This is a genomic window from Xanthobacter sp. ZOL 2024, from assembly GCF_052932325.1.
Map to the genome: position 1 here is coordinate 3,587,177 of NZ_CM128808.1, position 23,588 is coordinate 3,610,764.

Below are 23,588 nucleotides of genomic sequence, written 5' to 3' on the forward strand. Positions count from 1 at the left end.
CGCCTCTGCGGGGGACGCGCCTCTAGAACCTGTAGTTCATCCCGAGCTTGAGGATCGAGAGGTCGAGCTCGCTCCGCAGGCGCCGGCCCACCACGTCGGGATAGGTGGCGGGCGCGGTGGCGGAGGTGTGCATCACACCGGCGCGGGCGCCGGGGAAGAGCATCTCGCTCTCGCCGAAGCCGGCGAACAGGTAGTCCGCCTTCAGCGACCAGCCGCCGCCCATGGCGTATTCGGCGCCGCCCCCCAGGGCGTAGCCCGTGCGGCTGGCGGAGGCGTGCTCGGTGAAGGCGGCCTCGGAGGTGGAGACGGCGGTGTAAAGGCTGGTCACGATGGCCCGGTACTGGGTGCGCTGCTGCTGCTGCTGCAGGAAGGCGGCACCGCCGGTGGCATAGACCATCAGCCGGTCGTTCACCGCATAGCCCAGGCGTGCGCGCAGGGTGGCGAGCCAGTCGATCTGGCCGGTCTGCACCGCCTCCACCGCCCGCATGCGATACATGTTGTTGGAGCAGCGGCAATCAATGCCCTCGGTGGCATAGGTGACCTCGGTGCCGGAAATCTCCGGCTTGGCGAGGTCCGCCTCGATGCCCACCACCACGCGGTTGGCGAACTGGTGGTTCCACCCCGCCTGCACGCCGAAGGAGAAGCCCCGGGCATCGGTGTTCGGCGCCTCGTCTGCCGGATAGCCGCTGGCGGTGCCGTCCAGCGTGGTCATGCTGCCGCCGAAGCCGACGAAGTCGTAGCCCATGTGCGCGCCGGCATAGAAGCCCGACCAGTCGGCCACCCGGGCGACGTGCCCGGTCTTGGTAAACAGGGGTGGCAGCAGCGGCTGGTTGAAGTCCGATCCGCCGAACTTGCCGGTGGCGCCGATCCGGAAGGTCCGCCCCGGCCCGGGCTGAACCACCAGGCTCAGCGGGTCCACGTAATAGGTGTCGGTGAGGTTCTCGATATTGGCCCATAGGGTGATGGTGTCGGAGACCTTCAGTTCGGCGAAGGTGTCCACCAGCCAGTAGGGATTCCAGTCCACCAGGGCGATCAGCGTCTGGGCGCCGCTCACCGGCGTGCCGTGGTCGGCGGCGCGGGGCCCCGTATAGGAGACGCGGCCGCCGATGGTGAGGGCATCGTTGAGGAACTTCTGGGAGGCGGTGAGCGACACCATGTATTGCGGGGGGATCTGGTTGGTGGCGTAATCCCCGGACAATGTGGCGTTGCCGCAGGTGTCGGCGGTGGGGCAGAACTCCACGTCGAGATAATAGTTCGCCGCCAGATCCAGGTTGAAGCCGTTGTTCTCATACCGCCCGGAAAACTCGAGGCCCGAGAATTTCGCGCGATCGATATTGAAGATCTGCAGGCCGGTATAGCTGTATCCGGCCGGGGCGGTGAAGCGGCTCATCTGGCGGGCGACGTAATTCTTGATGTCCCAGTTGAAATAGCCAAACTTGAACATGGCCTTGTCGCCGGCCGCCAGAACACCGTCCTTGATGACATTGATGCCGAGGTCCCAGTTGCTGGCTCGCTCGGGCTCCAGGGCGTCGTTGACGATGAGCGCGTAGGTCGCCAGCGTCTCGGTCAGGCTGGGCATGCGCAGGGCGTTGGAATAGTTCACATAGAGCTGCGTTCCGGTGAACGGCTCCACGGTCACACCCACGGAGGGGCTGAAGCCGCCGTCGCTGCGGGTGGGCTGCGGGTTGGCGTTCAATGCGTTGCTGGGGGCGCTCAGATCCTCGGACCAGTATTGGGAATAGCGTAGGCCCGCGTTCAGCGTCAGCCACGACAGCGGCTTATAGGATAGCTTGCCGAATGCCGCCGCCTCCTGGCGATTTCCGTCGCGGCCGGCGATGCCGTTGAGGAGGTCGGTGTAGGCCGTCGGCGCGGTCTCCTCGCTCAGGAACGAGCCGCCGAAGGTCAGGTGCAGCTTACCGTAGCCGCCCAGCGACAGGTCGGACTGGTTGTTCGCGTCCGCACCCCACATGCGGGTGCTGCTGCCGACCCGATAGTCGAAGGGCAGGCCGTAGTCTTCCGGCTTGGCGGAGACGCCGCCGCGGATCGGCGTGCGCTGCTCGAGGTTGGTGTACCAGAGATTGGCGCGCAGGTTGATCAGGTCGTTGTCATCGGGATTCCAGCCATAGCGCGCGGTTCCCGAATCCAGCCTGATGCCGGAGGTCTGCGCCTGCTGGGTGGCCTGGCTGGTCTCGGAGGCGAAGCGCGAGGCCAGCACGTCACCGGCTTCACTGCGATAACCGATATAGCCGAGCTGCAGGCTCTGGCCGTTGTCGTCGCGAATGGTGCCCTTGGCGATGAACGATTGGGTGTCGAGCTGGGTGTTGAGGACCTGCTCGCCGGCACGATAGCTGGTGAGCCCGTTGTTGACGAAATAGTTGGTATAGGTGCCGCTGAAGGTGGGCGGCAGACAGTATCCACTTGAATAGCAGAACAGCTTCGGGCCGGTGCCAACGGGTGCGGCGGAGGCGCCATTGGTGCCGGCGAAATAATTGCCCTGCTTGCGGTGGGCATAGCCCGCGAACAGGTCAAAATGCTCTTCTTTCCAGCCGGCCGCGACGCTGAATGATCCACTGGTGGGCTCAAGCGCGCCCGGCCGGTTCATGCCGTCCGCCGTGGCGATGGGCAGGAGATCCGGGTTGCCCACCGTGGGCTGCTGCCACAGATAGCCCCCGAGATTGCCGGCGATGGGCGCCGCCGTATTGGTGCCGAAGCCGCCTTTGACCACGATGCCGAATGTCTCGCCGGGCTTCACCACGTCGGCGGCTCCCAGCGTGCGCATGGAGACGGTGCCGGCGATGCCGCTGGAGGAGGCATCCGCCCCCTTCACGATGTCGATGCCGGCGAGCAGGTCGGGGTCCACATAGCTGCGGTTGGAAACACCCTGATAGCCCTGATAGATATTGAGCCCGTTCTCCGAGCCGTCCACGGTCACCGCCACGCGGCCCATGCCCTGCATGCCGCGAATGTTCACGTCGATGGCGCCCGCGCCATTGCGGGCTTCGGCGGACATGACGCCCGGGGTGCCGCGAAAGATGTCGGCCGGGCTCGAGCCGCGAAACCGTTCGATGCTCTGTCCGGAGATGTAATCCACTGGACCGGGGGTCTCGAACGGCACAAGCGTGCGGGACACGGCGCCCGCCGCCACTTCCAGGGTGTCGAGGGCGATGGCGCCGTCCGCCGCGGCGGCTGGGCCGCCCGCCGCGCTGCCGGGCGCGGAGATCTGCACCGTCGTGGCATTGGGGAAGGTGAAGGACAGTCCGGATCCGCGCAGCAGCCGCGCGATGGCCTGCTCACGGGACATGGTGCCCGAAAGGCCGGGTGACGTTTTTCCGGAGGTGACCGTCGCGAGATAGGTCACCTGCAGTCCCGCCTGCCGTCCGAACAGCGCCAGCGCCTGGTCCAGCGGCCCCGCGGGCACGGAAAAAGCCACCTGTGTGGCACCTTGGGCGAGCACCGGGCGCGGCTGCACCGCGGCGCCCAGCGCAAGCGTGGTTCCCATCATCCACATCGCAGCCAAAGTGCGGCCATTCCGATGGCGCGCCGCGCGCGTCCCGGCAAAAGTCTTCATGTTGAAACGGCTCCAAACTGCTCGTCTGGAGGGCCTGAAGCGCAGCTGTCTGTGCTTTCGGCCTCCTGAAGACTGTTACAGATCAGAGCATCTGTTTTTCTCTTTGGGTCAGCACTTTTTAGAAATACGAAACTACAGTGAGAAAGGATGCGATCTGCCGTACGCGGGCGCCGGTGGGCTGCACGGCTGCTTCCAGCGCCCGGACCGGATCATTGAGATCGAAGATGCCGCTGATGCGCTCCTGGCCGATGAACGGGTCGGCCACCAGCACGCGCCCGGGGATCCATCGGGCGATGCGGGCGATGAGCGCCGTCGCCACCTCGCGCTGGGCGATCACCAGGTTGTCGCGCCACGCCGCGATCTGGCTCACGTCGCGCGTGCCCCGTTCCGGCCCGCTGCCGTCCGGGCCGAACGACATCCATTCCCCGGCCGTCAACTGATCGGCCGGTGCGGCAGCCGTCGACACGGCGAGCGTGCCCCGATCCACCGCGACACTGAAAATGCTGGCTTCCAGGCCCGCCTCGAACGCCGTTTCGCGGGCGCTGGCCGTCACCGCTCCCGCCGCAACGCGGAACGGGCGTTCGGTGTCGCGCGCGACGTCGAAGAAGGCCATGCCGGAGAGGAGCTCCACGCCCCGGCGCTCCGGCGAGAAGGCGAAGGCGAGGGCGCTGTCGGGACCGAGGGTGGCGGTGGTGCCGTCGGGCAGCGCCACCTTGCGCGTCTCCGCTGTTCCGGTGGCGACATCCGCTCGGGCGCGCGCGATCATGCCGGGCACAATGAGGCTTCCGGTGGCTCCGGCGCCTGCGGCGAGCAGTCCGCCCACCACCAGGTTGCGGCGGGACAGGCCCGAGCGTGCGCGTTGCGCTGCCCGCCGCTGCTCCGCAAGGATCTTCCCGCTCGCCCCATGGATCCGCGCCACCCGCGTCCAGGCTTGCTCATGGGCGGCGCTGCGAGCACGCCAGAGGCGGATCACGTCGTCCACCACCGGGTTGTCGGGATCGTTCTGCAGCCGGATGACGAGCGCGATGGCCTCGTCGGTCAGCCGATCCGCCTCGCTCATAAGCTCTCCCCCGGCCACGGGCTGGCTGTCCGCCTGCATGCGGTTCCGGCCCCCGTTGTGTTTACAATCGGGCGGCCACTTTTTTCACAGCGCCGGCGCGTCATGGCGCGTCCACGCGGGTCAGCAGGTGACGGTAGGCCTCGTGCACCAGCCCCCAGGTTCGCGAGACGGAAAGGCCCAGCGCATCGGCCACCTCCGCCAGGGTGCGCCCGTCGAGCCGGTGCATCTCGAACGCCAGCCGCGTGCGCTCGGGCAGTTCGTCGAGGGCGCGCCGGGTCTGCAGCAGACATTGGCGGGAATAGACCACCCGCTCCGGTGAGGGGGCGGGATCGGCGATCCGCTGAACCTCCTCTCCGGAAAGGTCGGTGAAGGCCACCAGGCGTTCCCGCCGACGCTGGTTGATGCTGAGGTTGCGGGAGACCTGATAGAGATAGGCGCGCGGATTGTGGTTGGCCTCCGCCTCCCCCGGCGGGGTGGCGAGCACGCGCAGGAAGGTATCCTGGGTGATGTCGGCAGCCGTCTCTGCGCTGTGGCCGCGCCGCCGCAGGAAGCGTTCCAGCTCCCGGGCGTGGCGGACGAACAGCTTGTGCAGATCCCACATCGGCGGCTCCGTGCGGCCCGGCGCGCCGCCGTGGCGCGCCCATTCCGCTCCCGCGGTCCGAGCGATGGCGCCGGCGATCCGGATCGCGCTGCGATCCGGCCCGGCTGCCGTCGGGGCCACGTCTGACGGCATCGGCCTGGCGCAGTGCCGTTCACAGTGCGCGGCCGGCTTCACCGTCCGTCGCCACGTCCGATCCGTCAGTCGCCAGCCTATAGGGGGAATGGAAATCTGCTGCAACAGCAATGATTTATATGGATTCCAAGCTGCCCGGCCCATCGCCAGTGCCGCTTGCCCTCTCGCGCAAGCCGCGTCCACCGAACGACCGGTCCAGCGCGCCAGAACGCCATTGACGCCCGTTCGGGCGCCATTTCGATCTTCGATTGTCTTGAGAGAAACTGGAGCGGGCGAAGGGATTCGAACCCTCGACCCCAACCTTGGCAAGGTTGTGAGATGGCTTTGACCGAGTTTTCCCGAGTTGGCGCTCATCGTAAATAGTGATTGTAAATCAATCGATTGTTGATATTCGGATGTTCGCCGTGGTATGGCTTTCCCCATCACGGTGGACACCATGTGGACACCATTTCCGAACGATGTCCACATGGATGGCTGAGATGGATCGATCATCGAGCGTTCTATTGACCAAACGGGCGGTCGACGCCGCCCAGCCTCGTGGTGCGCGATATCACGTGTGCGACAGCAAGCTGGCGGGGTTCGCGCTTCGGGTAGAGGCAAGCGGGACGAAGACATTCGTCGTGCGTTATCGGGCCGATGATGGAGGGCGCTCCGCTCCTCGTCGCTTTGTGACCGTCGGACGTTATGGGACGCTGACCGTTGACGAAGCGAGAAAGCAGGCCAAGACGCTTCTTGGTGCCGCGGCGAAGGGAGACGACCCAGCAAGCGAGCGAGGCAAGAAACGGCGCGAAATCACGATGGCCAAGCTCATCGATCTCTATGAGGAAGAGGGCTGCTTTATCCAACGGGGCCAGCGCCAGGGCGAGCCGATGAAGGAGAGGACAAAGGCCTACACTCTCGCTCGACTTCGGCATCATGTAGTGCCCTTGCTCGGCCACAAGCGAGTGTCGGAAATTGGAACTGGCGAAATCGAGAGATTCGTCCGCGACGTGGGGGCGGGCAAGACTGCGCGGGACGAGAAAACTGGGCCTCGCAAGCGCATCATCGTTCGCGGCGGTGATGGCGCTGCCCGAAAGGTTGTGCGGGATCTGTCGGCCGTCTTCAGCTTTGCGAATCGCCGCGGCATCATGACCGTGAACCCGGTGGAGAAGGCCTCCGTCCGGAAGACCGACAACCGGCGGGAACGTTTCCTGACGCTGGACGAGGTAACTAAACTTGGGGCCGCTTTTGATGCCCTGGAGGCCGAGGGAGCAAATCCGAAGGCTATCGCGATTGCTCGCCTGTGGGCGCTCACCGGGTGCCGCCGGGATGAGATCGCTGGCCTGCGTTGGTCAGAGGTCGATTTCGAGCGGGGCTTGCTGATCCTTGCCGACAGTAAGACGGGCAAATCCATTCGCCCCCTTGGTGCTGCAGCCATCGCATTCCTTCACGCGGTCGATCGTGACCCAGAGGCCTCCTTCGTATTTCCAGCCGAACTCGGCGATAGTCACTACCAGGGTACAAAGCGGCTGTGGCCGAAGGTGATCCAGAAGGCGACATTGCCCGGCGTAACGCCCCACACATTGCGGCATACCGTGGGGTCGACCGCGGTCTCCTCGGGCGAGGCACTGGCGCTAACGGGGGCAATCCTCGGTCACGCGAACCTGCGCTCAACAGCGATTTATGCTCACGTTCAGAACGATCCTTCCAAGAGAGCTGCCGATCGGGTGACCAAGAAAATTGCCAACGCATTGGCCGGAAAACTGAGAGATATACGACAGCGAGGCGATGCCGCTAGATAACGTCCGCGCTATAGGTATCTTATTCCGGTCAAGAATTCACGGAACGTGCGATGGCTCGCGAACTAAGAGGATGGGCGCGGCCGCGTCCAATTCGAATCGCCTTTCTTATTCAAGAAAGTGAATACGCTGCCGTCGCTTTGGACGCGATCTTCGCCGATTGTTATAGTCGTTGGGGTGGACGATTCTGTCTTGTCGTCCCTTGTATCGATGGGCGGATTTCACAAGCCTACTGGCCATGGCTTGAGACCTTCGATCCCGACCTGATCTACTCGTATGTGTCGCTCAGCCGCGAGGACATTATTGAGCTTCACGAGCGACTTTGCCCGGCGAAATATACCTTTCATGGAACCGGCGGGGACCACCCCGATGATCCGTCCAGCTATCGTCCTTCCTATGAATCCAAACCGCTTTCCTCACTTTCAACCATTTTCCAGTCTGCGCGATATACTCGCGTGCGCGGCGAAGGTGCTGCCGTCCAGATTATTGATAGCTGGCACACGGAAAGCGCGACGCGTTTCCTGACTGACAATTTCGGAACTTACCGGAGCAGCCAGGGCAGCGGCATGTTTCCATCCGATGCAACTGGAATAGCAAGCCTTCTGACGATTGTTTCACCCGAGGCGCAGGCTGATCGTCACCGGGGCGTTCCGCGCGACCTCAATGCGATCCCAAACGAGATGGCAGCGTTTGTCGCCTTTGCTAAGGGACAGGCAACAAGCCTGTCGATGGCGTCGCAGCTTTTCGCACCGAAACTCGAGATTCAAGCAGGCCGGTGGAGTGGGACCTTCAATCTAGTTGTCGGAGACAGCTTTCCGGATCGCGTAATGTTCTGGAACGCGCGCCTGTTCATTCCATCTTGGTTGGACAGCGATCTGTGTTGCTTCCGCATCACGCCTGAGCAGGCGGAGGACAACGATTTCGTTCAAGTGCTCGTTAGTCTCATCAACCGCCGCAATCACGTGAATCGTGGCTCTGGGGGCCAGCCGCAACTCGTGATCAGATCATGCTCGCTTGACCCCGGGCACCTCGACGCCATCCGACAAAGGCTAGCTACGGCTCGGCTATGGGGCGCGGTCCAGGCAGAGGCGATTGCCGGTCCAGATGCTCTTGTGCCTACCGATGAGGCACTTTCCAAAGCGCGGGAAGGCAATCGCTTTGGTGACGGCCTATTTCCTCGCGCCGATTGGATGGAATTTGTGTGGACCAGACCCACGGCCCGCCCACTTGCCACAACGCCAGATCATCTTGTCGACGCGCCGCCGCGTCAGGTTTTCGCCCAAGGCTATTGGGGCACGGACTATCTCTTCGAATATGATGGTCCTGGGCCTCGTTTTGGCGGCAACAATCGTTGGATCCTACCCCGCCGTTGGCGAATGGCTCAGGCTTTTCAGGTCAGGTTGGCGAACACGCCTCCCCATGCACTAATGCCCCCGCGGCGCAGTCGGGGCGGCGCGCTTGCAGTCTTTCACAACGCTGACCATCCGATTGATACGATCACTGTCCCTATTACCGACGGCGCGTTCTATTTTGCGCTGACGCAGGACGGTCGTTGGGCTGCACAAGCTGAAGAGTACGGGCAGATCGAGCCTCCATCCAAAGTGGATTGGGCCAATCCATCAAACGAAGCCCGCTATCTTGCCGGGGTGTTGGGCATGGCCGGAGGGCTCCTGCCCGCGAGCAGTTTTCTCTTGCATCCATTTCTTCGAGGTTTCTTTGCGCGCCTGGGCGGCACACCGGGATTGCAGCCCGACAAGGTTAAGCCAACGGTCGATCGACTCCGGAAACTCGCCCCTCGGCTTCCCGCCTTCGATCTGCGCGGAGAGACGGAGCGGGAGGCCCTTGGAACACTGATTGTGAAAGCGGCGAAATCGCTCAAAAATCCACTGCATTTCGTAAAATACGAAGATATGAAACGCGGATGGAAGGAACACCGTGCAGCTTATCAAGCGGCTCATCTGCAGTCGGGAGAACCCGATCCCAGCGTCGATTGGGACAAGCTCGAAGAGGATTCACTCGACGCGTCCCTTATCGCTATGCGGCGTCGCCAGATGGTCTTTCAGGGGCATCAATGGACCTGCTCCAACTGTCATCATCGCAACTGGGTTGATCTGGGCGGCCTCGCGCCAGAACTCAGTTGCGAGGTCTGCAAGACCGTCGTTCAGGCGCCCGTTGCCATCGATTGGCTGTTCCGTCCAAACGAGTTTTTGATCGAGAGCCTCCGCGATCATAGTGTTTTATCACTGGTGTGGGTGCTGACCGTTCTTCTGGAACGATCGCGCTCGTCGTTCATTTATACCGGACCAACATGGTTCGGTTTTCGCCCCGACTCCGAAAAGCCTGACGCTGAAGCCGATCTACTGGTTTTGAGCGACGGACAAGCAATCCTGTGCGAAGTCAAGTCAAGCTGGCACAGCCTTCGCGGTTCCGATATTCGCGACCTCGTCAACTTGGCGAAGCGGCTCCGGCCGGATCTAGCGCTTCTTGCGGTCATGGAATCCGGAATTGGGCTTCAAGCGGAACTCACGACGGCCAAAGCTGATTTGGAAGAGGTGGGAGTTGGCTTTGAATTACTGATACCTCATGCCGAAGCGCATCGCGATGATCTTTACCTGCCATCTCCGGATTAGCCGTCTGATGGTCCGCGCAAATTCCTTATGGATGTTTGCTTTCTCGAAGCCGCCGAGGTCGTCATCGGCACGATCGGGTCGGTGTCTCTCAATCGGCGCTTGTTCGTCACGCTTCCGAAAATAGTCCCCGTACTATCTCGATCGGCATCAGCATGGTCCGTTCGCCGAGCGGGGAGAGAATAAATCCATGCCGCTGGTAAAAGCTCACGGCCGCATCGTCGATCGCGTGAGCCACGATGGCTCGAACGCCGGCGATCTCGGAAGCGGCCAGGCAGCGCCGTAGCGCATCTGCGAGCAGATCGGTGCCAAGCCCCATTCCCTGGTATGCTTGATCGACTGCCAGACGACCGATCAGCAGCAAGGGAATTTGCTCCGGCATACCCCGGCGCAGCTTGGCGCTCGGCAGGGCGATCCGCTCTTCCATGGCGGTCGAGATGGCATAATAGCCGGCGACGCGCTTCGGGGTGTCCCTGTCGCAAACCACATAGGTCCGCGCCGACATCCCTTCGCTGGCAAGGGCTCGATCCCGCAGCCAGTCATCGAGAGACGGATGCCTGCCGTTTCGGAACGCCCCGACGTCGTGATCGCCGGTCAGCCGTTCCGGAGGACGAACGCGTAGTCCTTGGGGCCGCTGTTGGCTTCCCTCTCCTTTGCCGGCAGGCATCAACGCTCCCAGACGGGCTTGCGCTTCATCCGCGTACGAAGTTCCTCGGCCGGCTTGGCCGGAGCATCGAGCAGCGCGAGGAAGGCCACATGCGCCGCATCATCAAGAAAGAAGCTGCGCTGGTCGAGAATGGCTTCCTCCGCTTCCCGACGGGCGCTGTCCAGCATGAATTCCGACAGCTTCTGTCCGCGCAAGCTCGCGGCCCGACTTAGGATCGCCTTCGTCCCCGCCGAGGCGCGGATCTGGATGAGATCATCTTTCCGAGCAGCATCACGTTTGCGGCCACTCTCCGAGCGGGCTGATTGCACCATCGGAACGCTCCCGTTTCAGGAGCCGGATATTGAAGATTTGCCATTACAATGTCAATACATTTCATCCCGATTCCAATCCCACAGCCTGACACGGGGAGCGAGGAGACTTTCCCCTCGCTCCCCCGCCAACGCCGCCTGCGGCAGAGCGGGGCCGCCCGCTCGCAAGGCGGCGCACAGCAATCACCATCTGAACGAAACCGATCCGTCTCGCTCGCAGCCCAGCCCAGCTCCGCTCGCCGGCATTGGCCCCCCTCACTCCCGCGCGCTCACGCGCCCCCGGAAGGCATGTCGAGGGACACGCCTTCGGCATTGACGGAGAAAGGATCGGAACAATGGCCAGGACATCAAAGAAGGCGAAGGCTGTCACCGAGACGATGGCGGATCAGGTTGCGGACGCGGAAATCCGTAGCGTCGGGGAGGCGGCGACGGAAATCGTCGGTGCGCTGCCCGCACCGGAGGCGGAGGCCGTGGCAGTAGCCGCGAGCGGCGCGACGGTTTTCATTCCGCTCAACAAATTGAAGAAGTCGCCCCGCAATGCGCGGAAGACCCCGCACTGCGAAGCGACCATCGAAGCGCTGGCCGCCAGCATCGCCGTCAAGGGCATGCTGCAAAACCTTGTGGTGGAGCCCGAGCTTGATGCGGCGGCCGAGCCCACCGGCAATTATTTCGTGACGGTCGGAGAAGGCCGCAGGCTCGCCCAGCTTCTCCGCGTGAAGCGCAAGGAGATCAGGAAGACCGAAACGGTGCGCTGCGTCATCGACACGGCGAACGACCCGCACGAGATCAGCCTTGACGAGAACGTCACCCGCGAGGCGATGCACCCGGCCGACCAGTTCGAGGCGTTCCGCGAACTGGCGGAAAATCGCGGATGGGGAGCGGAGGACATCGCCGCCCGCTTCGGCGTGACGGCGCATGTGGTGCGCCAGCGCCTGCGGCTCGGCGCTGTCAACCCCAAGCTGATGCAGGTGTACCGCGACGGCGGCTTGAGCCTCGACCAGTTGATGGCCTTCGCCATCACCGATGATCATGCCCGGCAGGAGCAGGTTTTTGCGAACCTCTCTTACAACCGCGAGCCGTGGATCATCCGCCGTGACCTCACCAAGGCACACATTCCGGCGACGGATCGCCGGGCAATCTTCATCGGCCCGGAGGCCTACGCCGAGGCGGGCGGCACCATCCTGCGCGACCTGTTCACGGAGGATCGTGGCGGCTTCTACGAGGACTCCGCGCTGCTGGACCGGCTCGTCACCGGGAAGCTGGAGCGGATCGCCGCCGAGGTTCAGGCGGAAGGCTGGAAGTGGGTCTCGGTCCACATCGACTATCCCCATGCCCACGGCCTGCGGCGTGCCTATCCGCAGCCGATGGAGCTTTCCGACGAAGATGCCGCCGCCTATGCCGCTGTGCAGGAGGAATACAACCGGCTGTCGGAGGAATGGGACGGCGCAGAGGAGCTTCCCCCGGAGGCGGACGAGCGGTTCGGAGCGCTTGAGGCGGACATGGAGCGTATCGACTCGCTGCGGCACACCTATGACCCGGATGACATCGCGCGCGGAGGCGTGTTGGTCGTGTTGTCGCATGACGGCACTGCCCGCATCGAGCGCGGCTTCATCCACCCCGAGGACGAGAACGGGGGGCCGGAAGAAGCCTCAGAGGGCGTTCGCGTCAACGACGACGGTGGGATCATCGAGGACGGCGCACATGACGAGGACGGGAACCATGTTTCCGCGCTCGACGCCGAGGACGAGGACGCCGGGGATGCGGGCAAGCCGCTGTCCGACCTTCTCGTGCGGGACCTGACAGCGCACCGCACGCTCGGCCTGCGCCTCGCTCTCGGCGAGCAGCCGGACATGGCCTTGATCGCCGTCACCCATGCTCTCGCGGCACAGACCTTCTATCACGGAACGGAAGCCGCCTGCCTCGAAATCCGGCCGACGAGCAGCACCCTCGCCGGGCACGCGGACGGCATCGAGGACACCGCTCCGGCGAAGGCGCTGGTGGATCGGCATGCAGGCTGGGCATCCGACATGCCGCGCGACGTGGCGGACCTGTGGGGCTTCATCGCTGGGCTGGATCAGGCGAGCGTCATGGCGCTGTTCGCGCATTGCGCCTCGCTGGCCGTCAACGCGGTGAAGCAGCCCTGGGAGCGCAAGCCCCGAGCCCACGAGACGGCGGACAGGTTGGCGACGGCGCTCGCCCTCGACATGACGGCGCATTGGATACCCACCACGCGGACCTATTTCGGCCGCGTGACCAAGGCGCACATCGTCGCCGCTGTGCGGGAAGCCGCCAGCGACGACGCTGCCGACCGGATCGCCGGCATGAAGAAGCAGCCCATGGCGGAAGCCGCCGAGCAGCTTGTCGTTGCCACCGGATGGCTTCCCGTGCTCCTGCGCACCGAACGGCCCGCATGGCTGGATGAACCGGAAGCGGACGCCGGAACGGTCATGGAGGCGCCGACCGCAGCCGGTCCCGACGATACCGGCACGGTCGAGGACGGCACAGCCTTCAACCACGCCGCCGAGTGAGCCCCACGGCCGGAGCCGCTTCGGCGGTTCCGGCCAGTCTCTCGACAGCACCGAGAATTTTCCGGCCGCGCCGGTACGGCGCGGCCGGAGACCTCGACTGCACGAAAGCAGGAACCATGACCATGAGGAGCTATATCGAGCAGCGGTCGCAATGATGATCGCTCCGTTTCCTGAAATCCGCTTTTGCGGATTTCAGGCGGCTTTGACGATGCCGACCACAACGCCCGCCACAGCACCAGCTTCGTCGGAAAACGGCAGATAGAGCCGGACCACACGCACAGACCCACCCAAAAGCTGCGCCTGGTCTTCCATCATCAGCGTGCGCCCGGATGCGAGAACGACGGCCGCCTCATTATCCGCATCCGCACTCGACGGCGTGAGCCGGCCGACCAGCTCACCCGCCAAAGCAACTCCATAGAGCCGGTCAACATCCTTGCCGCTGCGTTCGATCCTCAGCGTCTCATCCGATTCGGCTGGGCGTCGGATCACCACGATCACGTCATCCAGATCGGCCAGGCGCTCGGTGATGTTCCCGGCCAGCGGCATGGCCGCGCCTTCACCGCGCGCAAGCCAGACGCGATAAAGCCGGCCTAGCGCTGGATGTCGGTCCGCCAACAATCGAGAATCCATGCTCGGATCCGCCGTGCCTAAGTCAACCAGATTTTCTGGTTATCTGTATTTCGGTTTAATTGATCTGCCGGTTTCGTCAATGACCGGCAGGGCATATGCAAAAAACGCTTCGCTCGCCAAGGCATATGCGTCTGGTTCAGCTCATCGTCGACAAACGCCGGGAAGCTGGCATGAGCCAGTCCGATCTGGCCGAAGCGCTCGGCCGATACCAGTCCGTCGTTGCCGCCATCGAATCCGGCGGCCGTCGCATCGACGTCGTCGAGTTCCTTGAGCTTGCCGAAACGATCGGCTTCGATCCTCATGACGTCATCCGCGAAGTATCTGCAATTGCGTCGAAGCACAAAGCGAAGCGTAAGACGTTATGATCGAACATCGGTGCAATTATCCCAACGCTGACAGATACTCACCCCCTTTATGTCTGAGATACTAGGCGTCGCCCTTCGGGCCGGGCTCTACGCGCCTCCTGCGGTGGCTTCCGAAGCCCCTTGTGGGTCTTCGCCTCCGGTAACGATCCCTGACGCGAGGGACAGCGGCGGCAGGCATTCCCACGATAACGCCCTCCGCTTTTGAGAGGCTTCCCTGTGGCAGCCGGCGTCACTCGGCAAATCGTGACGATGGAACGGGATGAGGGAGATCCTGCCCCCCGATGCCGGTCTCGACCATGTCCGCATTGCATCGAACGGATCGGGAAAGCCCGCATTGTCCGGGCGCTTGTGGAGGCGAAGCAGCCACGGCCCCACGCGGAAGCAATGTCGTTTCTTGCACACCGCCCCGAACTCGGTGGCGGGCAAGGAGCGGAGAGGGGTCAGCCCATTCTCATTGTCGCCGGCCGATCGCCAGGGTGAATCGATCACTTCGCCTCGCCGGTGAGGCTGAGGGCCTGTCCCGCCCTCTCGGAGAAGCCCTTGGCGGGGGCGGTGAAAGCATCGTTCCGATTGCGGCTATCGGGCGGTTCCTCCTGTCCGCCTGTCTCAAGCCACGTCCATCTCGTCCTCGATAGGCAGGGGTCTGACCGAAGACCGGCGACGCGGGCGTCACCTCGATCTTGAACCCGCAACACGCCGCCTGCGGCTTTTTCCCGCCGCCGGCCAGGGCCGGCTTTGCACCGCGAAGCGAAAAAGTCCTCGCCGGATGTTGCGGGCCGATCGTCCCCGGTCTGCCGACCCCCATCGAGGCCGCGATGGGCGCGGCCAGGTCAGCAGAAGGAACCACCGCAATGGCCACCATCGGCACTTTCACCGCCACCGCCAAGGGCTTCAAGGGCTCGGTCAAGACCCTCAGCCTCAACGTCAAGGCGGTCGAGTTCGTCCCCGCCGAAGGCGACAACGAGAAGGGGCCGGACTTCCGCATCTTCTCCGGTGCCACTGAGTTCGGAGCGGCGTGGAAGAAGACTTCGCGCGAGGGCCGCGACTACCACTCCGTCAAGCTGGACGATCCGTCATTCCCGGCTCCGATCTATGCGAGCCTGGTCGAGACGGAGACTGAGGGTGAGTTTGCACTCATCTGGTCCCGCCGCGCCGCCGAGTGAGGCCGGCCGCCACAGGGGGAGCCCCGCGCAAGCGGGGCTTCGCCATGTTCATGTCCGCCGCCGCCCGAAGGAGATACGGCGAGCCGTACTCCCTTTGCCCAAAGCGTCCTAACGGCGCTTCTTCGCTGCCTCATAGACCTCGGAACGCTCGCGCTTCCCCACGGCAACGACGACCACCGTGACCCTTTCATCCTCGACGCGATAGACCAGCCGATAACCGGCCGAGCGCAGCTTGATCTTGTAATGATCCGGCATGCCGCGCAGCGCGTCGGCGTGCACATGCGGTTGGCTCATGCGCTCCGCCAGCTTCTTCTTGAACTGCTCGCGCAGCGTCGCGCCGAGCTTGTCCCATTCCTTGCGCGCGGAGGGCAGGAATTCCAGCCTATAGGTCATCGAGGTTGACCGGCACACCCTTCTCGTTCGCGCGCGCCTTGGCGATCTCGACGAGCGCCTGATCGTCGAGCGCGTCCATCATCGCCTCATAGGTATCGGCCGGCACCATATAGGCCATGATCCGGTTGTGGTTCAGGATCGCGACCGCGCTGCCCCGCGCGCCGTCGACGATGGCGGTTGGGTTCTTCTTCAGGTCGGAGACGCTGACGGCGATTTCGGCTTCCACGCGCTGCATGGCCTCGTCCTCGAATAACGGCATCGAAATCAGGTCCGATTTCGATATTGAATTTCGATCTATATAACCCGTCTCCGCGACGATTGCGAGAGGCGCACGGCCATCGGCCGGGGCTGACGAAGGTTCCCACAGCCTGCATCGCGTATGGCGAGCTGCGCTCCCTTTGTTCTGATCGGCCGCGGCCGGAGCCTTGCCGATCCTCGGGGGAGCCAAGGGGTCTTACCCCTTTCTCCCCTCAAGCGCTGCCTGCGCGATGGCAGGGCCGCCGGCTCGCAGGACGGACGAAGACTGTCATCCTGCCGGTCGTTGTCACACCGGCCCGCTCGGCCCGGCAGCCCTGCCATGCTCGCCGGCACTTGTCCCCTCCCGTCCCCGCGCGCTCACGCGCCCCCGGAAGGCATGTCGGGGGACATGCCTTCGGCATTTACGGGAAAAGGAGCAACGACCATGAACATCATCAGCACCAGCCAGCATGGCCAGCCCGTTGAAAGCGGCTTCCGCGTGGACATCTCGCGTGGCGAGCGGATCGGCCGCGTATCGTCGGAATGGTTCTCGCGCCCCGACGACGAGCGCTTCCTGTCGCTTACCGAGCTTTACGACGCCGTGAAGGCCCGCGCGGATCGGGCGAAGGCCCGCACCGTGGAAAGCAGCGCCGTGCGCGTGGAGGCGAGCCGGGAGGATGCCGAGCGGCTTTCGCTCATCGTCCCCGGACAGGATGCGCCCATTGCCCCGACCCATTGGAGCTTCGGGCAGTTGTGCAGCCTTGTGGGCGCGCCCGCGACCTATATGCGCCAGCTTCCCGCGCCGCTCGCCGGCATCAACCTGCAGCATGGTTTGCTGTCGCACCGCGCCGAGCTTGTGAAGACGTTGGAAACGGATGACGGCCGCGTTGAGCTTCGCGCCGTGACCGGCCCCGATTATGGCCGCATCTGGGATCACGAGCTTGTCGGCGCCGTGATGAAGATCGCCGGTAATGGCATCGGCGATACCATGTGGAAGGTGCCCGGCGTGCTGGATTGGGCGACCATGACGCACAATCCCTTTGTAGACGTGACCAAGGACACGACGACGCTTTACGCCAGCGACCGCGACGTGTTTCTGTTTTTGGTGGACGACACCCACCCCATCGAAGCTGGACGCCTGCCGAACGGGGAGCCGGATTTGTATTTCCGGGGCTTCTATTGCTGGAATAGTGAAGTCGGATCGAAGACCCTAGGCATCGCCTCTTTTTATCTCCGCGCGGTTTGCATGAACCGCAACCTTTGGGGCGTGGAAGGCTTCGAGGAAATCAGCATCCGGCACAGCAAGTTCGCGGCGCAGCGCTTCGCCCATGAGGCGGCGCCGGCGCTGACCAGTTTCGCCCATTCCTCGCCCGCGCCTTTCGTCGCCGGCATCCGGGCGGCGCGCGAGCGTATCGTCGCCCGTACCGATGAAGAGCGCGAGACCTTCCTGCGCAAGCGTGGTTTCAGCAAGGCCGAGACCGGCAAGATCATCGAGACGGTGTTGCAGGAAGAAGGCAGGCCGCCCGAAAGCATCTTCGATTTCGTGCAGGGCATGACCGCCCATGCCCGCGTCAAGGCGCATCAGGATAGCCGCCTTGAACTGGAAGCGAAAGCAAAGACCCTGCTGGAAAAAGCCGCATAGCCGCAGATGCCGCGCGGTCGGTCCATCGACCGTGCGGCTTTCCGTATCCGGAATTTTCCGCCGATCCGTAAATCCGGGTCGGCGGCGCAGCCGCGCCTCGACAGCACGGCCGCGGCTCGCCGGGCTCCGCCCGGCTCGCAAAGTCATAGCTGGAACGGCCTCAACTATCCGAACAAAGGCCGCCTGCAATCAGCCTCTCCCGACGATGCACGACACCTTAACTTTAGCCGCCTCATTTTGGGGGACACTGCGCGTTCTCTTGAAACCAGAAGCTTTCCGAAACACACGGAGGAAACATGCCCCACACGCAAGACTGGATGGCCAACGCTGCCTACCTCTACATCCTCTTTCTCGACCGTCCGGCGGTTGCCTGGGAGCACCTGCGGCGCAATCCTGGCTATCGGAACGACTGGCGCCGCTTTGGCACGAAGCGGCGTCCATCGTTGAGCGCACATGCGCAGAATTGGGGGTTACGATTTCTTCGAGAACCCCAAACACGACGCGCGCGACGCGCTGCCGTTCTGGCGGCCTGATCCGGACATCGCGCTGCCGATCGTGCCGGACGAAGACCCGGAGACTGTCGCACCGGTCTTCGACCTCTGGACCTTTCCCGGCCGCAAGGCGATCGGCCATGACGGCGGCCGCCTCGCGCTGAAGCTCACCCGGCGCGGCCGCTCCTGGCATGTCCATATCGCCGGCACGCTTGACGCCACCATGCCCTTCACCTTCGCGATCGCACCGGACGACCGGGCCGATGCCCGCTTGCGCGAGGCCAAGGAGCTGCTGGCCGTAATCGCCACCCGCCCAGCCGGACTTGCCGGTCGGCGCGGCTCGCCCGAGCCGATCATCACCATGCAGTCCTTGCAGGCCCTCGACGGTCATCTTGCCGGAGCCAGCGAGCGCGAGATCGCCATCGCAATCTTCGGCGCACGCATCGTGAAGGAGAAATGGCATGGTGATAGCGAGCTGCGCGCCAGGGTCCGCTATCTCGTCCACCGTGGCCGCGCCCTCATGAACGGCGGCTATCGCCGTTTCCTCTGGGGTGCGACCGCGCGTCGGGCCGGCGAGTATCCCATGCCCGCCGCCGCCCCGTGAGGGAGAAAGCCGACCGGCCAGGATTCTCCATACGCAGCAGGACAGGCTTTCCCCAAGCTGCCTCCCAACCGCTGGACCGGGCTTCGCTCGGCCAGCCTGAGACGGAGGCAGCTTCATGGATCGTCCCGAATCCAAACCGGCCAGCCGCTACCTCACCAATGAGGAAGCGGCCGCCTATCTCAAGCTCTCGCCGCACACGCTGAACAAGAAGCGCGTCATTGGCGGCGGGCCAAAGTTCCGCAAGCTCGGCTCCCGCGTCGTCTACGCGATCGACGACCTCGAAACCTGGATCGAGGCGCGCGCTTGCAACACCACCTCAGATCCCCGCTACGCCCAAGCCCGCTGACGGCAACGCATGGCGGCGCGCAGACACATATCCGAGCGCGACCAGCTCGAACTGTTCCGATCGCGCCCCGGCGACATGGCGACCCGCGACTCGCAGGATCTCATGGCCTATCCCTTCTTCTCCCTCGCCAAGTCGAAGCGCGTCCAGCCGATTAAATTCGAGGCCGGCGGCGTCCGCATCCATGTCGAGGCCCCGGCCGAATTCGGCCTGGCCACCATATGGGACGCCGACATCCTGATCTGGGCCGCTTCGCAGATCGTCGACGCTCGTGACCTCGGCCTGCGCACCTCGCGGCTGATGGCGACGACACCCTATGAAATCCTGACCTTTATCGGCCGCGGCACCTCCGTCCGCGACTATCAGCGCCTCAAGGCCGCGCTCGACCGCCTGCAAGCCACCACCGTTGCCACGTCGATCCGCCAGCCCTCCGAGAGGCGCCGGCATCGCTTTTCCTGGATCAACGAATGGAAGGAAAGGCTCGACGCCAAAGGCCGACCGCTCGGCATCGAGCTGATCGTGCCGGACTGGTTCTACGAAGGCGTTCTCAACAACGCCCTGGTCCTGACGATCGACCGCAACTATTTCGATCTGTTCGGTGGCATCGAACGCTGGCTGTACCGGCTGGTGCGCAAGCATGGCGGCCGCCAGCCCGGCGGCTGGAGCTTCGATTTTCATCATCTCCATGCCAAGTCAGGCAGCCTCTCGCGCTTCTCGAACTTCGCCTGCGATTTGCGCGACATCGTGCGCCGCCAGCCCTTGCCTGGCTATCGGCTGCGCATCGACCGGCTCGACAACGGCCGCGAACTGCTCGTCTTCGCGCCGGCCACACCGCTTCTGTCCGCTCGTTCAAGGGAGGCTGTGGAAAGGCTGTGAATAGTCTCGTGCTATCGAAGGCAATCGGACTCGTGCTATCGGGGGCACGGTTATCGTGCTATCAAAGGCGTGAATGCGCGTTAAGCAATTGCGGCGCTTTGCGAAAATTATCCCCTAACTTCTCTAATATGGAATCTAACTCTCTTTATTTATCTGGCGACATTGTTGATAACTATGACCAATATAAACTGAGAAAAGACGATTATGTCTTAAGTTATACGAATAAGTACGCTTATAAACAATCCCATACGATCGTCGCGCAGCCTATCGCGCCAGCATGCCCCCAAGGGCGACGGATACCCGGACATGACGACCGTGCCAGCCTGGAGGGCGCGTCATGATCGTGGCGCTCCTCAACCAGAAGGGCGGCGTCGGCAAGACGACGCTCGCCACCCATCTCGCCGGTGAGCTGGCGGCCGCTGGCGCGCGTGTCGCCGTCGTCGACGCCGATCCGCAAGGCTCGGCGCTTGACTGGTCGCAGCGGCGCGCGGAAAGCGGCCTGCCGCGCCTGTTCAGCGTTCTCGGGCTACCCCGCGAGACGCTGCATGCGGAAGTTCCTGACATCGCCCGCGGCGCTGATCACGTCGTCATCGACGGCCCGCCACGCGTAACCGCGCTGGCGCGTTCCTCGATCCTCGCCGCCGACCTGGTGCTGATCCCGGTCCAGCCGTCGCCCTATGACGTCTGGGCGAGTGTCGAGATCGTAGCGCTGATCGGCGAGGCGCGACTGTTCAAGCCGCAGCTCCGCGCCGCCTTCGTCGTCAACCGCCGCATCGTCGGCACCATCATCGGCCGCGACGTGCGCGCCGCGTTGCCGGAGGGCTTGCCCGCGCTCGCCGCCGACATTGGCCAGCGCGTCGTCTTCGCCGAGAGCGTCGCCACTGGCCGTCTGGCCAGCGAGCTGGAGCCCGCCGGCGCGGCCGCACAGGAGATCACCGCACTCGCTGCCGAGATCATGGGAGGCAGCTCATGAGCGGCAAGCGCGTCACCTTCGGCGCGAAACCCGCCGCACCCACAGTCGATGCCTGGGTGCAGCAGGGCAACGGCGTCGAGTTGGCCGTTCAGGCAACACCGCCGACTTCGGCAGCGAAGGCCGAGATCTACACCGCGCGCCTTACCATCGACGTGACGCCGGAACTGCGCGGCCGCGTCAAGGTCGCCGCCTTCAGGCAAGGCGTCACGGTCGCCGAGATGATCCGCGCGCTGCTCGAAACGCGCTTTCCTGAGGGCGGAGCAGACGCATGACCACGCGCCGCTGCACGAGCGTCCTGGCTGTCTTCGAGCGCGACCGCATCAATGTCCGGCTGCGCTTCGGCAAGCCGGTGTGCGAGCGTCAGATCGATCGTCGCAGACGCCTCGCGATGTTCACTCCGGGCAGCACATTCGCGCTATTGCGCTGGGAGGCGAACGCTTATGGCACGAGCCTCTCCCATCTCGCCATCATGCGCGCGGTTGCGCCGGGTGAAACGTGCTGCATGTGGCCTTATGTGCGTCCCGGCGCGAAAATACTGCTCTTCGTCGCCGGATGGGGTCAGGTCGAGAGCGCCTTGAAGGCGATCGACACCGTCGAAGCCCTCGGCGTCGCCCCCACTGACGCCGCGCCGGAATATTGGCAGCAGGTCCACAACAGGCTGTGGGTGCATGAGACACCGCGCACCTATTCGCAAGAACAGCATGACGCCTGGCTCCGTCGCCGGGAGCTGTTGTCATGACGGCACGTGGCCTCTTCTTGATGATGACAGCCAGCGGTGTGCTGCTGATCGCAGCACCCGTCTGGTCGGGGCACGCGCCGCGCTTCATCTGGAATGCGTCGGCAAGTGTGCCGGTCGGCCTCTATCGCGTCGAGCCGGCAGACCGGATCGCGGTCACGGACCTTGCCATTGTCATGCCGCCGGAACCGCTCGCCGGTTTCCTCGATGCCCGCGGCTATCTTCCGCGCGGCGTGCCGCTCTTGAAGCGCGTGCTCGCGCTCGCAGGCCAAACCGTCTGCCGTGAGGGCTTCGACATTATCGCTTACGGCTGGCGCTACGGGGCGGCTCGTGAGCGTGACAGTCGTGGCCGACCACTGCCTGTCTGGCAGGGCTGCCGCGTCGTCCCGAGCGACGCCGCTTTCCTCATGAACTGGGATGCGCCGGACTCATTCGACAGTCGGTATTTTGGCCCGCTTCCCCTCTCTTCCATCGTCGGTCGCGCGGTTCCGATCTGGACCAACGACGGCGACATTGATCCGGCTTCAGAGCCGGTTCCCGACGAGCCATAGGCGGCTCGTGTCCGACCCCAGAAGGAGTGTGCCATGCCGCAGATCGGGACTTTCAAGAAGACGAAGGACGGCTTCACCGGCCGTATCCGGACGCTGACGCTCGACGCCGAGCTGGTCATCAGGTCGGCTGAAAATGCGGACGCCGAAAATGCGCCGCACTATCGCATCTTCACCACCGACGATATCGAAACCGGTGCTGGTTGGAAGCGCACCGGCGAGAGAGCCGGAGACTACCTGTCGCTCGCCATAGACGATCCGTCCTTCACCCAGCCGCTCCGCGCTCACCTGTTCCAGTCGGAAATCGACAACGCGACTTGGAACCTGCTCTGGACACGCCCATCGAAGCGTGATGAGCGGACCTGATGTCATGTGTGGGTCGCGCGAACTGGGATTGACCCTTATCCCTCTGATCGATGGGAAACGGGATCATCCCTCCGACCCGATCGCTGGCCAGACAGCCACCGCGCGCAGTGAAGGTCAGGGGCGGTCGCTTTGCGGCCGGCAACGCCTCGCCCTTGACCGGAGCGAGGACGGTGGCAGGCTGTCGGCGCTCGGACAAGGAGCATGGTGCAAAACGTCGTCGCGCTCGCCTCTACGGCGCGTCATGCAAGCGATCATCACCTGTACGCTGATGATGATTTCCGGCGCCGTGGCCCGAGCGGAACCTGCGTCCTCACCGCCGCCTGGGAAAGCGCCCACGAACCATCAACTATCGGCCGATCCGTGGGCTGCACAGATCGCCGAAGTGGCACAACGTTTCGACATTCCGGAGCAGTGGATACGCTCCGTCATGGGTGTCGAAAGTGACGGCGAAACCCGCGTGGTGTCAGCGAAAGGTGCGATCGGCCTGATGCAGATCATGCCCGCCACCTGGGAGGCGATGCGCAGCCGATACGGGCTCGGCGACGATCCCTTCGATCCGTATGACAATATCACCGCTGGTGCTGCCTATCTGCGCGAGATGTACGATCGCTACGGGGCGCCGGGATTCCTCGCCGCTTACAATGCGGGGCCAGCGCGCTATGAGGAACACAAACTCCTCGGTGTGCCGCTTCCTGATGAGACGCGTGCTTATCTCGACAAGCTCGCATCGATCATCGGCAGCCCGACTCCGAGCCTCTTCGCGGGTTCGGAGACGCACACAAACCGCGGTCCGGAAGCACCACTGTTCGCGGTCGACGCGCGCAAGAAATCTACCGTCGGTGCACTCCCCTCTCGACCATCTGCTGGCGCGCTCTTTGTGACCGTCAAGCCACGCGTCGAATACGTCGAACCAAACGACAGCGACAGCTCCGACGTGCAGCAGAAGTGATCC

The 23,588-nt window shown here is 63.9% G+C and carries 24 protein-coding genes; 16 read left to right on the forward strand and 8 right to left on the reverse strand.

Features of this window, described 5'->3' with window-relative positions; genetic code table 11:
• Positions 1 to 22: 22 nt before the first annotated feature.
• The 3 genes from ACU4E7_RS16340 to ACU4E7_RS16350 all read right to left on the reverse strand — a co-directional run bounded on the left by ACU4E7_RS16340 (position 23) and on the right by ACU4E7_RS16350 (position 5,229).
• A complete protein-coding gene (locus ACU4E7_RS16340; protein WP_447019472.1) occupies positions 23 to 3,502 on the reverse strand; it encodes a TonB-dependent receptor domain-containing protein in 3,480 nt (1,159 codons plus the stop codon).
• A 184-nt stretch (positions 3,503 to 3,686) separates the two neighbouring features.
• A complete protein-coding gene (locus tag ACU4E7_RS16345) occupies positions 3,687 to 4,628 on the reverse strand; it encodes a FecR family protein (protein WP_238121388.1) in 942 nt (313 codons plus the stop codon).
• 100 nt (positions 4,629 to 4,728) lie between these two features.
• On the reverse strand, positions 4,729 to 5,229 hold the full coding sequence (locus ACU4E7_RS16350; RefSeq protein ID WP_238121389.1) for an RNA polymerase sigma factor: 501 nt from the start codon (positions 5,227 to 5,229) through the stop codon (positions 4,729 to 4,731).
• Positions 5,230 to 5,831: 602 nt separating this feature from the next.
• Between ACU4E7_RS16350 and ACU4E7_RS16355 the strand changes: the two genes are divergently transcribed.
• Both ACU4E7_RS16355 and ACU4E7_RS16360 read left to right on the forward strand, forming a co-directional pair.
• The gene (locus tag ACU4E7_RS16355) at positions 5,832 to 7,142 is read left to right on the forward strand and encodes a tyrosine-type recombinase/integrase (protein ID WP_447019473.1); all 1,311 of its coding nucleotides are present in this window, start codon (positions 5,832 to 5,834) and stop codon (positions 7,140 to 7,142) included.
• A 50-nt stretch (positions 7,143 to 7,192) separates the two neighbouring features.
• Complete coding sequence (locus tag ACU4E7_RS16360; protein WP_447019474.1) at positions 7,193 to 9,769, forward strand: hypothetical protein; 2,577 nt, start codon at positions 7,193 to 7,195, stop codon at positions 9,767 to 9,769.
• Positions 9,770 to 9,875: 106 nt separating this feature from the next.
• Here the strand turns inward: ACU4E7_RS16360 and ACU4E7_RS16365 are convergent, their stop codons facing one another.
• Positions 9,876 to 10,433 carry a GNAT family N-acetyltransferase gene (locus ACU4E7_RS16365; RefSeq protein ID WP_447019475.1) on the reverse strand — a complete coding sequence of 186 codons (558 nt, stop codon included), beginning with the start codon at positions 10,431 to 10,433 and terminating at the stop codon, positions 9,876 to 9,878.
• The gene (locus ACU4E7_RS16370) at positions 10,433 to 10,744 is read right to left on the reverse strand and encodes a type II toxin-antitoxin system TacA family antitoxin (RefSeq protein ID WP_394040427.1); all 312 of its coding nucleotides are present in this window, start codon (positions 10,742 to 10,744) and stop codon (positions 10,433 to 10,435) included. Before ACU4E7_RS16370 ends, ACU4E7_RS16365 begins: the two co-directional genes overlap by 1 nt.
• Positions 10,745 to 11,076: 332 nt before the next feature.
• On the opposite strand from ACU4E7_RS16370, the gene ACU4E7_RS16375 reads away from it, so the two are divergent.
• Entirely contained in the window at positions 11,077 to 13,269 is a 2,193-nt protein-coding gene (locus ACU4E7_RS16375; RefSeq protein WP_447019476.1) for a ParB/RepB/Spo0J family partition protein, read from the forward strand.
• A gap of 192 nt (positions 13,270 to 13,461) precedes the next feature.
• Here ACU4E7_RS16375 and ACU4E7_RS16380 read toward each other — a convergent pair whose 3' ends face one another.
• A complete protein-coding gene (locus ACU4E7_RS16380) occupies positions 13,462 to 13,899 on the reverse strand; it encodes a hypothetical protein (RefSeq protein WP_447019477.1) in 438 nt (145 codons plus the stop codon).
• Positions 13,900 to 14,069: 170 nt separating this feature from the next.
• On the opposite strand from ACU4E7_RS16380, the gene ACU4E7_RS16385 reads away from it, so the two are divergent.
• Positions 14,070 to 14,264, forward strand: a complete 195-nt coding sequence (locus ACU4E7_RS16385) for a helix-turn-helix domain-containing protein (protein WP_394111400.1) — start codon at positions 14,070 to 14,072, stop codon at positions 14,262 to 14,264.
• Positions 14,265 to 15,115: 851 nt separating this feature from the next.
• The gene (locus tag ACU4E7_RS16390) at positions 15,116 to 15,427 is read left to right on the forward strand and encodes a DUF736 domain-containing protein (RefSeq protein ID WP_447019478.1); all 312 of its coding nucleotides are present in this window, start codon (positions 15,116 to 15,118) and stop codon (positions 15,425 to 15,427) included.
• Positions 15,428 to 15,535: 108 nt separating this feature from the next.
• Here the strand turns inward: ACU4E7_RS16390 and ACU4E7_RS16395 are convergent, their stop codons facing one another.
• On the reverse strand, positions 15,536 to 15,820 hold the full coding sequence (locus ACU4E7_RS16395; protein WP_447019479.1) for a type II toxin-antitoxin system RelE family toxin: 285 nt from the start codon (positions 15,818 to 15,820) through the stop codon (positions 15,536 to 15,538).
• Positions 15,810 to 16,055: a type II toxin-antitoxin system Phd/YefM family antitoxin gene (locus tag ACU4E7_RS16400; RefSeq protein WP_447019480.1), complete on the reverse strand. Its 246-nt coding sequence runs from the start codon at positions 16,053 to 16,055 to the stop codon at positions 15,810 to 15,812. Before ACU4E7_RS16400 ends, ACU4E7_RS16395 begins: the two co-directional genes overlap by 11 nt.
• 447 nt (positions 16,056 to 16,502) lie before the next feature.
• Here ACU4E7_RS16400 and ACU4E7_RS16405 point away from each other — a divergent pair, with 447 nt between their 5' ends.
• The 11 genes from ACU4E7_RS16405 to ACU4E7_RS16455 all read left to right on the forward strand — a co-directional run bounded on the left by ACU4E7_RS16405 (position 16,503) and on the right by ACU4E7_RS16455 (position 23,585).
• Entirely contained in the window at positions 16,503 to 17,699 is a 1,197-nt protein-coding gene (locus ACU4E7_RS16405; RefSeq protein ID WP_447019481.1) for a DUF932 domain-containing protein, read from the forward strand.
• A gap of 317 nt (positions 17,700 to 18,016) precedes the next feature.
• Positions 18,017 to 18,232, forward strand: coding sequence for a transcriptional regulator domain-containing protein (locus ACU4E7_RS16410; protein WP_366522853.1), 216 nt, complete (start codon positions 18,017 to 18,019; stop codon positions 18,230 to 18,232).
• On the forward strand, positions 18,153 to 18,794 hold the full coding sequence (locus tag ACU4E7_RS16415) for a DUF2285 domain-containing protein (RefSeq protein WP_447019482.1): 642 nt from the start codon (positions 18,153 to 18,155) through the stop codon (positions 18,792 to 18,794). The genes ACU4E7_RS16410 and ACU4E7_RS16415 overlap by 80 nt, the downstream gene beginning before the upstream one ends.
• Positions 18,795 to 18,909: 115 nt before the next feature.
• A complete protein-coding gene (locus tag ACU4E7_RS16420; protein WP_183856692.1) occupies positions 18,910 to 19,140 on the forward strand; it encodes a helix-turn-helix transcriptional regulator in 231 nt (76 codons plus the stop codon).
• 9 nt (positions 19,141 to 19,149) lie between these two features.
• Positions 19,150 to 20,013: a replication initiator protein A gene (locus ACU4E7_RS16425; protein WP_447019483.1), complete on the forward strand. Its 864-nt coding sequence runs from the start codon at positions 19,150 to 19,152 to the stop codon at positions 20,011 to 20,013.
• A 337-nt stretch (positions 20,014 to 20,350) separates the two neighbouring features.
• Positions 20,351 to 20,986, forward strand: coding sequence for a ParA family partition ATPase (parA, locus tag ACU4E7_RS16430; protein ID WP_447019484.1), 636 nt, complete (start codon positions 20,351 to 20,353; stop codon positions 20,984 to 20,986).
• A complete protein-coding gene (locus ACU4E7_RS16435) occupies positions 20,983 to 21,258 on the forward strand; it encodes a ribbon-helix-helix protein (RefSeq protein ID WP_447019485.1) in 276 nt (91 codons plus the stop codon). The genes parA and ACU4E7_RS16435 overlap by 4 nt, the downstream gene beginning before the upstream one ends.
• Positions 21,255 to 21,725 (forward strand): DUF2840 domain-containing protein, encoded by a 471-nt coding sequence (locus ACU4E7_RS16440; protein ID WP_447019486.1) that lies wholly within the window; start codon positions 21,255 to 21,257, stop codon positions 21,723 to 21,725. The genes ACU4E7_RS16435 and ACU4E7_RS16440 overlap by 4 nt, the downstream gene beginning before the upstream one ends.
• The gene (locus ACU4E7_RS16445) at positions 21,722 to 22,273 is read left to right on the forward strand and encodes a S26 family signal peptidase (RefSeq protein WP_183856703.1); all 552 of its coding nucleotides are present in this window, start codon (positions 21,722 to 21,724) and stop codon (positions 22,271 to 22,273) included. Before ACU4E7_RS16440 ends, ACU4E7_RS16445 begins: the two co-directional genes overlap by 4 nt.
• Positions 22,274 to 22,306: 33 nt before the next feature.
• Entirely contained in the window at positions 22,307 to 22,636 is a 330-nt protein-coding gene (locus tag ACU4E7_RS16450; protein ID WP_110372405.1) for a DUF736 domain-containing protein, read from the forward strand.
• Positions 22,623 to 23,585: a lytic transglycosylase domain-containing protein gene (locus ACU4E7_RS16455; RefSeq protein WP_281810078.1), complete on the forward strand. Its 963-nt coding sequence runs from the start codon at positions 22,623 to 22,625 to the stop codon at positions 23,583 to 23,585. The genes ACU4E7_RS16450 and ACU4E7_RS16455 overlap by 14 nt, the downstream gene beginning before the upstream one ends.
• Positions 23,586 to 23,588 lie beyond the last annotated feature (3 nt).